At 51.0% G+C, this 15,574-nt stretch carries 16 protein-coding genes; 9 read left to right on the top strand and 7 right to left on the bottom strand.

The genetic code is table 11. The features are described 5' to 3' along the window. Positions 1-72: 72 nt before the first annotated feature. The 3 genes from trxA to BLW68_RS15145 all read left to right on the top strand — a co-directional run bounded on the left by trxA (position 73) and on the right by BLW68_RS15145 (position 3,249). On the top strand, positions 73-399 hold the full coding sequence (trxA, locus tag BLW68_RS15155; RefSeq protein WP_068237566.1) for a thioredoxin TrxA: 327 nt from the start codon (positions 73-75) through the stop codon (positions 397-399). Between the two features lie 195 nt (positions 400-594). Continuing rightward, positions 595-1,860: a transcription termination factor Rho gene (gene rho, locus BLW68_RS15150; RefSeq protein WP_092795198.1), complete on the top strand. Its 1,266-nt coding sequence runs from the start codon at positions 595-597 to the stop codon at positions 1,858-1,860. A gap of 93 nt (positions 1,861-1,953) precedes the next feature. Continuing rightward, complete coding sequence (locus BLW68_RS15145) at positions 1,954-3,249, top strand: NAD(P)/FAD-dependent oxidoreductase (protein ID WP_092795196.1); 1,296 nt, start codon at positions 1,954-1,956, stop codon at positions 3,247-3,249. Here BLW68_RS15145 and BLW68_RS15140 read toward each other — a convergent pair. From BLW68_RS15140 to BLW68_RS15115, 6 genes are all read right to left on the bottom strand, one after another. Then, a complete protein-coding gene (locus tag BLW68_RS15140) occupies positions 3,199-4,080 on the bottom strand; it encodes a TIGR02285 family protein (protein ID WP_092795194.1) in 882 nt (293 codons plus the stop codon). The two genes, BLW68_RS15145 and BLW68_RS15140, sit on opposite strands and share 51 nt — an antisense overlap. Before the next feature lie 81 nt (positions 4,081-4,161). Further along, positions 4,162-5,472, bottom strand: a complete 1,311-nt coding sequence (gene deoA / locus BLW68_RS15135) for a thymidine phosphorylase (RefSeq protein WP_092795190.1) — start codon at positions 5,470-5,472, stop codon at positions 4,162-4,164. A 3-nt stretch (positions 5,473-5,475) separates the two neighbouring features. Next, the gene (locus tag BLW68_RS15130) at positions 5,476-5,901 is read right to left on the bottom strand and encodes a cytidine deaminase (protein WP_092795188.1); all 426 of its coding nucleotides are present in this window, start codon (positions 5,899-5,901) and stop codon (positions 5,476-5,478) included. Between the two features lie 55 nt (positions 5,902-5,956). Then, positions 5,957-7,120 (bottom strand): MFS transporter, encoded by a 1,164-nt coding sequence (locus BLW68_RS15125; RefSeq protein WP_092795185.1) that lies wholly within the window; start codon positions 7,118-7,120, stop codon positions 5,957-5,959. 51 nt (positions 7,121-7,171) lie between these two features. Beyond that, positions 7,172-7,954 carry an amidohydrolase gene (locus BLW68_RS15120; RefSeq protein ID WP_092795182.1) on the bottom strand — a complete coding sequence of 261 codons (783 nt, stop codon included), beginning with the start codon at positions 7,952-7,954 and terminating at the stop codon, positions 7,172-7,174. Then, on the bottom strand, positions 7,942-9,087 hold the full coding sequence (locus BLW68_RS15115; protein WP_092795179.1) for a methionine aminotransferase: 1,146 nt from the start codon (positions 9,085-9,087) through the stop codon (positions 7,942-7,944). Before BLW68_RS15115 ends, BLW68_RS15120 begins: the two co-directional genes overlap by 13 nt. A 105-nt stretch (positions 9,088-9,192) precedes the next feature. Between BLW68_RS15115 and BLW68_RS15110 the strand changes: the two genes are divergently transcribed. From BLW68_RS15110 to BLW68_RS15090, 5 genes are all read left to right on the top strand, one after another. Further along, entirely contained in the window at positions 9,193-9,825 is a 633-nt protein-coding gene (locus BLW68_RS15110) for a methylthioribulose 1-phosphate dehydratase (protein ID WP_092795177.1), read from the top strand. 3 nt (positions 9,826-9,828) lie between these two features. Then, positions 9,829-10,512 (top strand): acireductone synthase, encoded by a 684-nt coding sequence (gene mtnC, locus BLW68_RS15105; RefSeq protein WP_092795175.1) that lies wholly within the window; start codon positions 9,829-9,831, stop codon positions 10,510-10,512. Further along, complete coding sequence (locus tag BLW68_RS15100) at positions 10,509-11,051, top strand: 1,2-dihydroxy-3-keto-5-methylthiopentene dioxygenase (protein ID WP_092795172.1); 543 nt, start codon at positions 10,509-10,511, stop codon at positions 11,049-11,051. Before mtnC ends, BLW68_RS15100 begins: the two co-directional genes overlap by 4 nt. A gap of 271 nt (positions 11,052-11,322) precedes the next feature. Then, complete coding sequence (locus tag BLW68_RS15095) at positions 11,323-12,189, top strand: LysR family transcriptional regulator (RefSeq protein ID WP_245728357.1); 867 nt, start codon at positions 11,323-11,325, stop codon at positions 12,187-12,189. A 165-nt stretch (positions 12,190-12,354) separates the two neighbouring features. Beyond that, positions 12,355-12,879 (top strand): hypothetical protein, encoded by a 525-nt coding sequence (locus BLW68_RS15090; RefSeq protein WP_092795401.1) that lies wholly within the window; start codon positions 12,355-12,357, stop codon positions 12,877-12,879. 301 nt (positions 12,880-13,180) lie between these two features. Here the strand turns inward: BLW68_RS15090 and mtnA are convergent, their stop codons facing one another. After that, entirely contained in the window at positions 13,181-14,212 is a 1,032-nt protein-coding gene (mtnA, locus tag BLW68_RS15085) for an S-methyl-5-thioribose-1-phosphate isomerase (protein ID WP_092795166.1), read from the bottom strand. 87 nt (positions 14,213-14,299) lie between these two features. Between mtnA and mtnK the strand changes: the two genes are divergently transcribed. Continuing rightward, entirely contained in the window at positions 14,300-15,502 is a 1,203-nt protein-coding gene (gene mtnK, locus BLW68_RS15080; RefSeq protein ID WP_092795162.1) for an S-methyl-5-thioribose kinase, read from the top strand. The last annotated feature ends 72 nt before the right edge of the window (positions 15,503-15,574 follow it).

Here is a 15,574-nt window from a genome sequence, read left to right as displayed (position 1 = left end):
ATAAGGAACAGCCACGTTTAAATTGATAACACTTTTTTGCAGCCGGGCTGCATCGTACTAGCGGAGACATTAATGAGCGAAAATATTTTACAGGTTTCTGATGACAGTTTTGAAACCGACGTGCTAAAAGCCGATGCACCGGTTTTAGTCGACTTTTGGGCGGAATGGTGTGGTCCATGTAAAATGATCGCTCCTATTCTGGAAGACGTGGCAAAAGAATATGCCGGTAAAGTCACAGTGGCTAAAGTGAATATTGACCACAACCCGAACACGCCACCAAAATTCGGTATTCGTGGTATTCCTACCCTGCTGTTATTTAAAAACGGTCAGGTTGCTGCCACTAAGGTTGGTGCCCTGTCGAAAACTCAGTTAAAAGAGTTTCTTGACGGTAACATCTGAGTAAATTGAAAAAAGGCGTATTTTTATACGCCTTTTTCTGTTTCAACGCTGGACGCACCAGTAGCCAACTGCTATTGTGTAGCCAATTAAACGTTCTAAACCACGCTTGTCTGTCGAAAAAACCACTTCCAAACCTTATTTTATCGAACCGATAAGCATTACCCTGTTTATATATCAACAAGAAACCCAATCAATATGCATTTAACAGAACTGAAACTGAAGCCAATTAGCGAGCTGGTTGAATTGGCTGAGTCTATGGGCCAGGAAAATATGGCCCGCCTGCGCAAACAGGACATTATTTTCGCCATTTTAAAATCCCACGCCAAGAACGGCGAAGAAATTTTCGGTGATGGTTGTCTGGAAATCCTGCAGGACGGTTTTGGTTTTCTGCGCTCCAGCGATAGCTCTTACTTAGCCGGCCCAGACGACATTTACGTTTCACCCAGCCAGATCCGCCGCTTTAACCTGCGCACCGGTGACAGCATTTCCGGTTTAATCCGCCCGCCCAAAGAAGGCGAGCGCTACTTTGCACTGTTAAAGGTAAACGAAGTTAACTTCGGCCGCCCGGAACAGGCGCGTAACAAAATTCTGTTTGAAAACTTAACCCCGCTGCATGCTAACTCACGTTTGCGCATGGAACGTGGTAACGGCAGCCGTGAAGATATCACCGCCCGGGTACTGGATTTAGCTTCGCCTATCGGTAAAGGCCAGCGCGGCTTAATCGTGGCACCACCCAAAGCCGGTAAAACCATTTTGCTGCAAAACATCGCCCAGTCTATTGCTGCTAACCACCCGGATTGCGTGTTAATGGTGCTGCTGATTGACGAGCGGCCGGAAGAAGTAACCGAAATGCAGCGTCTGGTAAAAGGCGAAGTTATTGCCTCAACCTTCGATGAACCAGCCAGCCGCCACGTGCAGGTTGCTGAAATGGTAATCGAAAAAGCCAAACGCCTGGTTGAGCACAAAAAAGACGTTATCATCCTGCTTGACTCTATTACCCGTTTAGCCCGCGCCTATAACACTGTTATTCCAAGCTCAGGCAAGGTATTAACCGGTGGTGTCGACGCCAATGCTCTGCACAAACCGAAGCGTTTTTTCGGTGCGGCCCGTAATGTTGAAGAAGGCGGCAGCTTAACCATTATTGCTACTGCGCTGGTGGATACCGGCTCGAAGATGGACGAAGTCATTTACGAAGAATTTAAAGGTACAGGTAATATGGAACTGCACCTGTCGCGTAAAATTGCTGAGCGTCGGGTATTCCCGGCCATTGAATTTAACCGCTCCGGCACCCGCCGCGAAGAACTGCTGGCTTCACCTGAAGAACTACAGAAAATGTGGATCCTGCGCAAAATTCTGCACCCGATGGATGAAACCGAGTGTATGGAATTCCTGATAGATCGTCTGTTGATGACCAAAACCAACGACGAGTTCTTCGATGCCATGAAACGGCAAAAAAGTTAACTGACAAAACCGGCCTTCGCGCCGGTTTTTTCTTGCCCGTAGTTTAACGGCAAGATGTTGTACTGCTTTATTTTTCACAGAAGGAAGTAGCATATGACACGCCCGCGCATAGTGGTTATTGGCGGAGGGGCTGGCGGCCTTGAGCTGGCCACCCGCTTAGGCAACAAACTTGGCCGTAAAGGCAAAGCGCATATCACCCTGATTGACCGCAACCAAACCCATATCTGGAAACCGCTTCTGCATGAAGTTGCCACCGGCACACTGGACGTGGAAATTGATCAGCTTAGTTACCGGGCCCATGCCGCAACCCACGGTTTTGATTTTCAGCTGGGTAGTTTTTACGGCCTGAACCGGCAGCAAAAAACTGTTACTTTAGCCCCGGTATATGCCGATGATGGTGAAGAGGTACTGGCGGCGCGTGAGCTGGCCTATGACTATCTGGTACTGGCCATTGGTAGTGTATCTAACCACTTTAATACGCCGGGGGTGGCTGAGCATTGTATCTTTTTAGACAGCCCGTCCCAGGCGCAGCGTTTTCAGCGCCATTTGCTGGGTGCCTATTTAAAGCTGAATTCACCCGGCCATCCGAAAGATAAATTAAATATCGCTATAGTGGGCGCCGGTGCTACCGGGGTTGAACTGGCCGCCGAGTTATATCATGCCGCAGCAGAGCTGAATTTATATGGCTTCGCCGATTTACGTAAAGGCCGGCTGAATATCAGTGTAATAGAAGCCGGGCCGCGTATTTTGCCCGCGCTACCGGAGCGCATTGCCGCTGCCGCTTTAAAAGAGCTGCAAAAGCTGGGTGTGCATGTGCGCACCAGTACAAAAGTGACTGCAGCCGATGCTAACGGGCTGCAATTGGGCGATGAACATCTGGATGCTGAATTGATGGTGTGGGCTGCCGGGATTAAAGCACCGGATTTTCTGCATCAGCTCGACGGGCTGGAAAATAACCGCATCAATCAGCTACTGGTAAACAGCAAGCTGCAAACCACGCTGGATAACCGCATTTACGCCATTGGCGATTGCGCCGGTTGCCCGCTGGCAGATAATAAATGGGTGCCGCCACGGGCGCAGTCGGCGCATCAGATGGCCAGCCTGGTTGCGACCAATATTATGGCGGAATTGCAGGGCAAGGCGCTGCGCGATTTCCATTATAAAGATCACGGCTCGCTCATTTCACTCAGCCGTTTTGGTACTGTAGGTAGCCTGATGGGTAACTTAATCGGCGGCGCCATGATGATAGAAGGCCGTATTGCCCGGCTGGCCTACATTTCGCTGTATCGTATGCATCAGGTGGCGCTGCACGGCTGGATAAAAATGCTGGTGATCAGTTTAGTTGCCCGTATCAACCGCATCGTCCGGCCGCGGCTTAAGCTGCATTAACGCCTGTTGTTGCAGTTGCTGCAGATCAGTGCTCAACCGGCGTTGGGCACTGTTATCCAGCCAGCGCTGCATCGCCTGCAGATACTCCGGACTTTGCCACAACACTGGCAATACCTGATCTATTGCCTCGATAGCTGCCTGCCCTATACTATCCTGACTACAGGTAATATAAGACACACTGGCCACATTAGCGCCCACTATCGCCCGGTGTTCCAATACAGCGGTTTCAGGCAGCAACTGATTGTAATACTGCATCCGCTCCGGATACTCCACCACGTAATCCACCCGGTTACCCGCCAGCAAGCCGGCCGCATTGATTTCACTGGTAAAGGCGTGGCTGCTCAGATTACTGTCAGGGTGCTGCAGCAGCGGTACAATGACAGCGGGGTATAGCCGGTTAGGTTGAAACGCCCCCCGGATAGTTTTATCCAGCGCCAGCATGCGGATATCTACACCTTCGGGCTGCATGGCCGGATGCGTTGTCAGTTTGCCGGCAATATAACCCACTGCCACCGCCGGCCCTACTGCCATAGGTACAGAAAACACCCGGTTTTGCGCACGTTCTTGCGAGTATAAAGTTCCCAGCGCACAGCTACCGGTTTCTGACTGCTGAAAAATCTGCTCCAACCGTGCCAGGCTAACCAAACGGGTTTGATGGTTAAATTGCGGCAGTGCCGTCACAATCTGTTGTTGCAGTAAATCAAAGGTACCCTGGCCCTGAAACGGGCCGCTGACAATCTGATGCGGCGGCCAGTCGGTTTGCAGCCAGGTAAGTTGTGGCTTAGCGTATGCACTGCTGGCCAGCAGCAAAAGCAGACAACGTAATAGCATGGATGCACCCCGGAATTGACTGGTTTAACTGTAGTCAATAACGGGGCATAACGTCAATCAGCCACTTATTCTGTCACTTACTCAACCAATAGTATGGTGCACCAGCGGATACGGCGCTGTCGTGCTTGCCACACTCAGTGCAGCCAGATACTCACCTGCTGCACCTACTGCTGCATCTTTACTGGCAGCATGTACTTTGGCGATCACATCGCCCTGCTGTACCTTGCTACCTGCTGGCAGAATATGGCTAAAGCCCACTGCAGGATTAATCTGCTGGCTGGGATGCGAGCGGCCACCGCCCAAACGCACTACCGCCATACCTAAGCCCACAGTATTGTTGTAACCCAGGTAACCGCTTTGGGGGGCAATAATATCCTGCACCACCGGCGCAACGGCTAAATACTGCTGGGGTTTTTCCATTAAATCAGCCGGGCCGCCTAAAGCTGCCACCATTTTGGCAAAAATTTCAGCTGCTTTACCCGAGCTTAAGCTATGTTCCAGTGCAACAGTAGCACTGGCCTTGTCCGGATATAAACTACCCAACATCAGCATATTAGCGCCCAGCTCCAGCGTAACCTGGTGCAAGCGTGGCTCACGGTATTTGCCGGTTAAATAATCCAGCGTTTCGATCACTTCCAGCGCATTACCGGCAGTAGTGCCTAAAATCTGGTTCATATCGGTTAGCAGCGCCCGCGTTCGCACGCCAGCGCCATTGGCCACATTAACAATACTGCTGGCCAGTGCCGAAGCATCATCGACGGTACGCATAATGGCGCCGTTACCAATTTTTACGTCCATTACCAGCGCATCTAAACCTTCAGATAGCTTTTTCGATAAAATAGACGCCGTAATCAACGGAATAGACTCCACCGTGGCAGTCACATCACGAATGGCATATAAGCGCCGGTCGGCAGGTGCCAGCTGGCTGCTCTGGCCCACAATAACGCACCCTAACTGTGGCAATAACTGTTGAATTTTTTCCAGTGATTGAGTGCAGCTGTAACCGGGAATAGTTTCCAGCTTATCTACCGTGCCGCCGGTATGGCCCAAGCCGCGGCCGGCAATACTGGGCATAAAGGCACCACAGGCCGCAACCATAGGCGCCAGCATTAAGGTGACCTTGTCACCAACACCGCCGGTGCTGTGTTTATCTACCACCGGGCCATTTAACTTGCCCTGCCAGTTAAGCACAGTGCCGCTGTCACGCATGGCCAGCGTTAGCGCTACAATTTCGTCGGTTTGCATACCATTTAAATAAATGGCCATTGCCAGTGCAGCTACCTGACCTTCACTGAAGCTGTCGTCGGTTAAACCGCGGACAAACTGCTGAATTTCAGCCTGGTTTAAATTGCCGCCGTTGCGTTTGGTTTTAATTATTTCCTGTGGGATCATCTATTAAGCTCCAACTTTTGTGCTGTTAGCCAGATAGGTGGGTGTAAAAGCCGCTGGCAGTAATTCACCTAAGCTCCAGTTTTGTTGCTGATGCAAATGGTTACAACTGGCTATAGGTGCATTGGGGCTGAAAAATTCGGCAATAACCTGGCGGCAGATACCGCACGGCGGCGTAAGCATGTCTTGCGGTGTGTACACCATCAGCGCGGTAAATTTGCGCTCACCTGCCACCACGGCAGCGCCTATGGCGTTGCGCTCAGCGCACACTGTGCCACCGTATGAGGCGTTTTCAACGTTGCAGCCGGTATAAATTTTGCCACTTTCGGCCAGTATCGCCACGCCGACGGGGAATTTGCTGTAAGGCGCATAAGCCTGCGCGGCGGCTTGTTGTGCTGCCTGTTGCAGGGCAGCCCAGTTAATTTCGCTCACTGGTTAAACTCATGTTAGTTATGGCCGTATAGTGTTACTGCGAATACGGCTGTGGTCAAGCCCTGCCTAAGCGGCGCTGAAACAGCCACAAACAGCCAAATAGCCAGATGCTGGCCAGTGGTATCAGCCAAAATGCCTGCGCAATACCGGCCTGCTGCGCCCAAACACCGGTTAACAAACCGGCAAACTGGAAGCCAATTGAGCTACCAATACTGGCAATGCCGGATAATACCGGGCCATTGTCACTGTCCAGATCCATCGCAGTAGATAACATTAGCGGAAACAAGCCTCCCACACCCAGCCCCAGCAACAAGTTGCCCAGCGCCAGCAATTCGCTACCCGCGCTTAACTTAACCACAAAAGCGCCAACAACAGTAAAAGCGCCTAACAGCAACATAAGCTGAGCACTGCTTAACCAGCGCAACAGTAGCGCAAAGCCCAGCCGGCTTAACACCATACCGCCGGTAAACCAGGCCAATAGCAAGCGGGCATTTTCGGCCTGATAGCCCAAACCGTCTACCGCATAGCTGACAAACCAGTTACCCTGGCCCCATTCTGCCGCCCCGTAGCCCACCATCACCAGTAACAGCAGCAAAAAAATAGGCTGCCGGAGCACGGTAATATAAGACAAGCTTTTACCGCCACTGGGGCTGCGCCCAGCCAATACAGGCTGCATTCTGGCAACCTGCCAGCTATACAAGCCGACAAATAACAGGCATAGCGCAATAATGCGGATTGGCCAGCGCCAGTCATCCAGCACCCAGTACAGCATCACCACCCACAGCGGTGCCGTTAAGGTGCCAAGGCTAAACATAAAATCCATCAGCCCCATCATGGCGGCACGTTTATTGGCAAACAGCCGGGCAATAAGAGTATGGCCGATGGTAAACATCACTGAATAAGTCAGCCCCACCAATACAATCAGGGGCAGTAGCACTTGCCAGTTGCCCACCACTGATAGCAGGCTTAACAAAATCGATTCAGTAATAGCTAAAAATGCAAATAAGCGCAGAAAATGAAACTTCTGCACGTATTTGCCGCCAATGATGGCGCCGACAATAGTACCTATCGACATTAGGCTGAAAAACACACCACTGATCGCCGGTGCCATATTTAACGCTTTTGCCATGTCGGGCAGTAACATACCCCAGAGAATAATAAGGTTACCCAATAAGAAAAAACCGCTGAAGATCACCGCGGTGGGGTGTAAGCGCGACATAGCCGCTCCTTGTAATACCGGTAAATGAAAATACTGCAGGACTGTAAAAGCTTAGCTCAGCACAAAAGCATCAGCATCAAGATGGGCCGGAAATAGTTGCCGGTACTGTTTAAGCTGTGCATAGTCTAACGTAGCACGCAGCACACTGGCTTGTGCCGGGGCATGATCTGCGACAGCCTGCCCCAGATAATCGACAATCAGACTGTCACCGCTATATTCCACGTTATTGCCGTCGCTACCAACACGGTTGCAGCCCAGCACAAAGGCCTGGTTCTCTATTGCCCGTGCCTGCAACAACGTGCGCCAGGCATGGCGCCGGGCCGCCGGCCAGTTAGCAACATACAGCGCGACATCGTAATCATGGCAATTACGGCTAAACACCGGAAAACGCAGGTCGTAGCACACCTGCAATAAAAAACGCCAACCGCGCCAGCTCACCACTACACGCTGATCACCCGCTATATAAGCCTGATGCTCACCTGCCATGCGAAACAGATGTTTTTTGTCATAGGCCGTTACCTGGCCTTCTGGTGTCACAAAATAGCAGCGGTTAACACAACCCTTATCTGTGCGCGTTGCCACCGAGCCAACCAGCGCCGCGCCAATCTGCTGCGCCTGTTGTTGCAGCCAACCCAGGGTGTCGCCTTCGGGTTCAGCAATATGCTGGCTTTGCATCGAAAACCCTGTAGTAAACATTTCTGGCAATAAAATGATATCCGCGCCCTCAATGCGGCTTATTTGCTCTGCCAGCTGTTGCCGGTTTGCTAACGGGTTTTGCCATACCAGAGCGGTTTGCACCAGCGCAACATTAAGCGGCATTGTTATATCTGACATAACACCTCCGCAGCAGCTTTTAGCGTATCGCTTTGTTTAGCGAAGCAAAAACGGATGATTCGGCGCTGTGGTGGCTGGTTGTAAAACACCGATAGCGGAATTGCCGCCACTTTGTGCTCGGTTGTCAGCCAGCGGCAAAACGCTACGTCGTCCAGCTCACTAATAGCACTGTAATCTGCCAGCTGAAAATAGGTGCCCTGACAAGGCAATAGCTGCAACCTGCTGCCTTGTAACAGGCTGGCAAACTGATCACGCTTATACTGATAAAACGCAGCCAAACCACTGACCTGCTGCGACTGATGCTGCAGCATACCTGCGATAGCATACTGTGCCGGAGTAAAACTGGAGAAGGTGACATACTGATGTATTTTGCGAAACTCAGCCGTTAATGCGCCCGGCGCCACGCAGTACCCCAGTTTCCAGCCGGTAACATGAAAGGTTTTACCAAAAGACGACATGATAAAACTACGCTGCGCCAGTTCAGCAAAATTGTTGGCACTAAGCTGCAGCGCTGCATCAAATACCATATGTTCATATACTTCATCGCTGATACAGTACAAATTATGCTGCAGCACCAGCTGCTGCAACTGCTGCCAGTCATTAAGGTTAAACACCATGCCGGTTGGGTTATGCGGACTATTAACAACAATCAGTTTGGTGCGGGCTGTGATGGCATCAGCCACCTGCTGCCAGTTAATGCGGTAATCTGGCGCATTAAGCGCAATATGGACCGCTGTGCCACCGTTTAACTGAATCGCCGGTGCATAGCTGTCGTAGGCCGGGTCAAACACGATCACTTCGTCGCCCGGCGCCACTACAGCGCTAATAGCAACAAACAATGCTTCGGTCGCACCGCTGGTTACTGTTACCTGCTGTTCGGCACACACTGCACGGCCATAACAGCGTTGCACCAAAGCCGCAATTTGCTCGCGCAGCGGCGCTATACCCGGCATAGGCGCATACTGATTAAGCCCCTGCTGGCTGTAATCACTCAGATACTGCAGCAATAAACTGTCGGGAGCAAAATCGGGAAAACCCTGAGATAAATTAATGGCTTGATGCTGTGCAGCCAGTTGCGACATCTGGCTGAAGATAGTAGTGCCAACGGTTGGCAGTTTGCTTTTGAATGTCATGCTGGCAAGAAAAAGTTGCGAAAACCGGCTTGAATGCTATCATTTAGCCCGTTTTATGTATAGACATCTAAACGTTCAAACGTGTAACAACCAGGCCCGATAATAATGAATGACTCTGCCCAGCTGCATCAGATTAACCCCAATGCCATCGCTTTATGCGCGTTAGGGCGATGGATCGCCAGCCGGCACTGGGTGCCAGCTACCGGCGGCAACTTTTCTGTGCGCAACACCGGGCACAGCGCCTTGATTACCGCTTCTGGCAAAGACAAAGGCGAGTTAAGCCCGCAAGATTTACTCCCCGTGAGCTGGCAAAATGGTCAGCTAACCTGCCCTGGCATACCGTCTGCCGAAACCGCTCTGCATGCCCAGCTTTATCAGCTGGACAGCCGGATTAAAGCCGTACTGCATACGCATTCGGTGCATGCTACGGTATTTTCGCGGCTGATAAACCAGGACAGCTATGACTTTCAGGGTTATGAAATGCAAAAAGCCATTAGTGGCAACAGCAGTCATGCAACACCCTGCCCGCTGGCGCTGTTTGACAATACCCAGGACATTCCGGCACTGGCGCAACAAGTAGCGCAGCGCTGGCAACAGCAACCGCTGAATTTTGCTTTATTGGTGCGCGGCCATGGCCTTTATGTTTGGGGCAACAGCCTGGAACAGGCAAAAAGGCATTTAGAAGGCTGGGAGTTTCTTATAAACTGCGAGCTGGAACGATTAAAGCTAGCAAGGTAAACCGTGAAGTATTCCGCCGTTATTACTGATATTGAAGGCACCACCAGCCGGATAAGTTTTGTTACTGATATACTCTTCCCCTATGCCGCCCGTGAGCTACCCGCTTTTATCCGGGCCAATACTGTGCAGCCCGACGTTGCAGCAGCGCTGGCCGCCTGCCGCGAGCTGATGCAGCAGCCAGCCGCCAGCACAGAGCTGATTATTACCCAATTACTGGCATGGATAGCTGAAGATAAAAAAATAACGCCATTAAAAGCCTTACAGGGTATGGTGTGGCAACATGGCTACCAGAGCGGTGCTTTTACCGGCCACCTGTATGCCGATGCGGCTACGCAGTTGCAACATTGGCATAGCCTTGGCATCAAGCTTTATGTCTACAGCTCGGGTTCTGTGCAGGCGCAGCAATTATTGTTTCAGTACAGCGATTATGGCGATTTAACGCCGCTGTTTAACGGCTATTTTGACACCCGTATTGGCGCCAAACGCGATATTTCATCTTATGCCGCTATTTTGCAGCAGTTGCAGCTGCCGCCAAAACAGGTGTTATTTTTGTCTGACGTAGTAGCAGAACTTGATGCTGCCAGAGCACTGGGTATTGCCACAGTGCAGTTGATCCGAGAAAGCCAGCCAGCTGCGGATCACCCCATTGCCCATAGTTTTGACCAAATCCCGGAGCAAATACCATGAGCCGTCTAACTGTATACAGCAGCGATAACGCTACAACCTCATTACTTGATACCAGCAACAACGAACATATCAGCGCCGAGCTGGCCAAAGCAGGTATCCGTTTTGAGCAATGGCAAGCCAATGCGCCGGTCACCGCACACAGCAGCAACGACGACATCCTGCAGGCATATGCAGCAGATATTCAGCGCTTAAAGCGCGAGCGGGGCTATATTACCGTGGATGTTATTTCGCTTAGCGCTAATCACCCTGACAAAACCGCGTTACGGCAAAAGTTTCTGGCAGAACATACTCACAGTGAAGATGAAGTGCGCTTTTTTGTCCGTGGCCAGGGCCTGTTCTGCCTGCATATTGCCGGTAAGGTGTACCAGGTATTGTGCCAACAGAACGATCTGATCAGCGTACCCGCCGGCACTACCCACTGGTTTGACATGGGCAGCGAACCGGAATTTACCGCCATCCGGCTGTTTAATAATGCCGACGGCTGGGTAGCCAACTTCACCGGTAGTAGCATAGCCCGCCATTTTCCCTTGCTAACATAGCCCTGCGCCAGCACACTGATTTAAATAACAATTTATCTACATATTTTCTTGCCAGCGGCTATATTTTAATGCAGCCGCTGCGCTAAACTGGCGCAGTCAGTCATCATTGCAAATCTCTCAGCTATGATTTTACTTGGGTTCAGCATTGGTGCAGTTTATGCAGTGCGTTAAGCATAAATTCAGTGTTGTTAATGATAATGCAACCTTCGTCGACTATAACCAGCGACTAACAAACGAGATTGAGTGCTACATAATGCCAATGCATACACCCATGCGCGGCCTGCGTTGTTTTTGTGTCGCGGCAGACTGTTTAAGCTTTAAAGAAACGGCAAAACGGCTGTACCTGACACCCTCTGCAGTAAGCCACCAGATTAAACAGCTGGAGGACAACCTCAACCTGCAATTATTTGAACGCCAAACCCGTGCCATAGTGCTGACAGAAACCGGCAAACGTTTTTACCAGTCTATTCAACCACTAATGCAGCAGCTGGCGGCTACTATAGGCGAATTCAGCCAGGTCCAACGGATGCTGGAAGTCAGTATTTCGATGCCGGAGTTTTTTGCCAGTGAATTATTTGTGCCGCGGCTTATTGGCTGGTCCGAGCAATACCCAAATATTAACCTGAAGCTGGAAACAGTAAAATCACGCCGCGACAGCCAGAAATATACCGATCTGTCGATTATTCTGTCGGGTAAAAAACCGGAAGAAAGCACCGCCTACGACTTATTCCCCATAAGCTATGTGCCAGCTTGTAATGCTCAGCAATACCAGCAATGGCACAGTCAGGGCTATCGCATTCTGGAGAAAGTACCACTGCTGCTGCATCAGGCCCGCCCTTATGCCTGGCATCGCTGGGCAGAACACGTGGGTTACCATAATTTCAGGCCCAAACAAATTATTCAGCTGGACAGCATGTTCAGCGTAGCGCGTGCAGCACAGCAGGGCTTAGGTGTAGCGCTAATCCCACTACCGATCAGCAACGGCTGGTTTACCAATGGCAGCCTGCAACGCTTATTCGAGCAAGAACTGCTTAGCCGGGATCGCTACTATCTGGTGCGACACGACAATGACCCCCACCGCGAGGAAATTCAGTTGTTGATCGACTGGATCCTGCAGAGCTTTCATTTAGATAAGTAAAGCTCCTCCCTCTTTCGTTATATGACAAACAGTAGCGAGTTACAGGTGAATTTATTTCACCTGTCGCATTTTTTTTTATCGTTTGTCAAGTTTAGTGCTTTTGCTCAAACTTACACCTGCAGACCGATAGCGGCTGCCTGGATGGGAAATTGGGAGCAACACACTATGAAAGCGAGATCAGTTAAATTAGGCAGTTCTTTGGCGTTGATGCTGATGGCCTCGGGTTCATTTCTCGCATCAGCCAACACCAATGGCTATAAAATGGTACTTATTGAAGATACTCCTGGCGTAGCAGCCTTACAGGCCGGTCAATTTGATCAGGGTATCAGCGAAACCTTAAACAGCACTGCTGAAGTAGATAAGTTCTCACGTCAGATGAGCCTGTGCGTTGGCTTTACCAAAAGCGGCAAACTTGAGCAGGCATCAGATGCCTGTGACAGCGCAGTATCTGCAGCACAGCAGTTCCACCATGTCAGCAACAGCGACAAGCGCGAAATGCGTGCTTACGCCCTGACTAACCGTGGCGTACTGCGCCTGTTACAAAACAATAACCTGTCAGCACTGGCCGACTTTAAACGCGCAGCTGAGTTAAATCGCAGCGACGTAAGTCAGCATAACCTGCAACGGTTAGAGTTAGCACTGAACAAAGCCAACAGCGGCTTAGACATCGCGATGGTGTCAGCAGAGTAAGTAACTTCTGCAAAGTAACAGAAACAAAAGGTTATTGCGGAGTAAGCGCCTGCACTAACTTGTAAGGCAACCCCGGCAGTAAACAGAGTAAGCGCCTGTTTACTGCAACAAAGATTACACTCCCCCGTGTATGCAGAGTTACTACTCCCCGGTGTAACTCTGCTTTTTTTGCGTCGGAATCTACGCGATAGCGAACAGCTGGAACCTCGAATTGGGCGTCACAGAGTGTCTGAGTGAGCGCGCCAGCGCGAGCGAGTTGCTGTGACGAGCCAAGGCGAGTGTTGCAGCTGTTGCTTTTTTCCTATGCCTGAGCAAACTGCATTAACACCCCGGCGGCGATATCAGCTTGTGAATATACGCCGGTATCCAGCACCCAGCCGGTAACCAGCGCTGCGGGTGTAACATCAAACGCCGGGTTAAATACCACCGCATCTTCCGGTGCCCAAATTGCAGTGCCAAAAGCCCCGCTGACACCGCGAACTTCATTGCCATGGCGCTGCTCAATCGGGATAGCGCTGCCATCGGTGCAGGCTAAGTCTACCGTGGTATGTGGTGCCACCACATAAAATGGCACTTTATGATAATGCGCCAGCACCGCCAGTGAGTAAGTGCCAACTTTATTAGCGAAGTCACCGTTAGCGGCAATGCGGTCGGAGCCGACAAAAATACGATCAACCTGACCGCGCGCCATCAGCATAGCAGCCATATTGTCGCAAATAAGCTGATACGGAATACCCAGCTGCAGACACTCCCAGGCGGTTAAGCGCCCGCCCTGCAGCAATGGCCGGGTTTCATCTACCCACAGGCGGATATTTTTACCCTGCTGATGTGCCAGATTAATTACGCCAAGGGCTGTACCTACACCGGCTGTGGCCAGGCCGCCGGTATTGCAGTGCGTTAACAGTTGTTCGCCCTGTTGTACCAAAGCGGCGCCATGGCGCGCCATATTCAGGCATAGCTGTACATCTTCAGCGAACAGCTGCCCGGCACAGTCAATAGCAGCCGTTTTAAAATCGCTCTGCTGCAGTGCTGCTATCATACTGTCGAGGTTATTCATCAGGTTAACTGCCGTGGGCCGGGCAGCGCGCAGCACTTCGGCATCCAGTAACAACTGTTCACGGCTGTCGCCAACGCGGGCCCGGTAGGCCAATAATAAACAAGCACCAATACCAATAGCAGGCGCACCGCGTAACTGTAGTGCTTTAATCATGGCAACCATGCCGTTAACTGTCTGACAAGGCAACCATTTTTGCTGCTGTGGCAGTAAGGTCTGATCCAGCACATACAATTCGCCCTGTACAGTTTTCAGACTCAGTGCCGTTAAGTTTTTCATAGCTTATTCCTGTTTGGCGTTGCAGACGTCTATAAGGTTTGCGATTATGCAGCCCTGCTATTTTCAACACAAGCGATGAGAGCCAGGATGACAGACTACCGTACCTTTACCACTGACGATGCAATGCGCTTTGCTGATGAGCACAGCGGCCTGTTTGGCGATCACAGTAAATTAAGCTGTGAAGAGTTCGGTGACGGCAATCTGAATCTGGTATTTCGGGTCATTAATGACAAAGGCACCAGCCTTATTGTAAAACAGGCTCTGCCCTATGCCCGCTGTGTAGGCGAAAGCTGGCCACTGACTATAGAGCGCGCCCGTATTGAAGCCGAAGTGTTGTTAAAACACCGCAAATTGTGCCCGGACCATACGGTAGAAGTACTGCATTACGATGCCGCTCTGGCTGCCATCCTGATGGAAGATTTAAAAGATTACCGCATTTTGCGCACCGAACTGGTAGCCGGGAAGCAGTTCTTACATCTGGCGCCACAGCTGGCAACCTACCTGGCGAATACACTGTACTACACCAGTGATTTCGCCTTAACAGGCCCGAACAAGAAGCAGCAGGTTGGCCAGTTTTTAAACCCGGAGCTGTGCCTGATTACTGAGGATTTATTCTTTACCGACCCCTACTGTAACCACGAGCGCAATAATATTCACAGTGAAATACGTAACGATGCCCTGCAGCTGTGGCACGACGAAGCACTGCAAGCCGAAGTGGCACAGCTAAAAGCTGGCTTTTTATCTCAGCCACAGGCCTTACTGCATGGCGATGTGCATACCGGCAGCATCTTTATTAACGACGAGAACTGTAAACTGATTGATGCTGAATTTGGCTTTTATGGCCCTATTGGCTTTGATGTCGGCAGCCTGACAGGTAATTTGCTGCTGAACTACCTTGGCCATTTCGGCCTGACACAGGACACTGAGACTCGCCAGCGCCATCAGGATTATCTGCTGTCGCAAGTGCAAACCCTGTGGCAGGAGTTTGAAAAGCAGTTTAAACAGTTGATGAGCAATGAATGCCGCGAACCGACACTGCAAAACAGCCTATACCAGCAACGCTTTATACAACAAGTGTTTCGCGATACTCTGGGTTATGCCGGTTGTGAGCTGATCCGCCGTACAGTTGGCCTGGCGCATGTTGCCGATTTAGACAGTATCAGCGACGGCACCTTACGCGGGCAGAGTGAGCGCAAAGCCCTGAAACTGGGGCGCGAGCTGATTCTGCAGCGTAACGAGCTGGCAGGTATTGACCAGGTACTCACGCTGGTACGATATCTGCAAAATTAACCCGGTATTAAAAGGCCTCCATCAAAAAGACACCACGGCCATTTATCTGGCCGTGGTGTCTGTGCCGGCAGC

Source organism: Rheinheimera pacifica (genome assembly GCF_900108485.1).
Taxonomy (GTDB): Bacteria; Pseudomonadota; Gammaproteobacteria; order Enterobacterales; family Alteromonadaceae; genus Alishewanella; species Alishewanella pacifica.
This window is presented reverse-complemented; position numbering and strand designations above follow the sequence as displayed.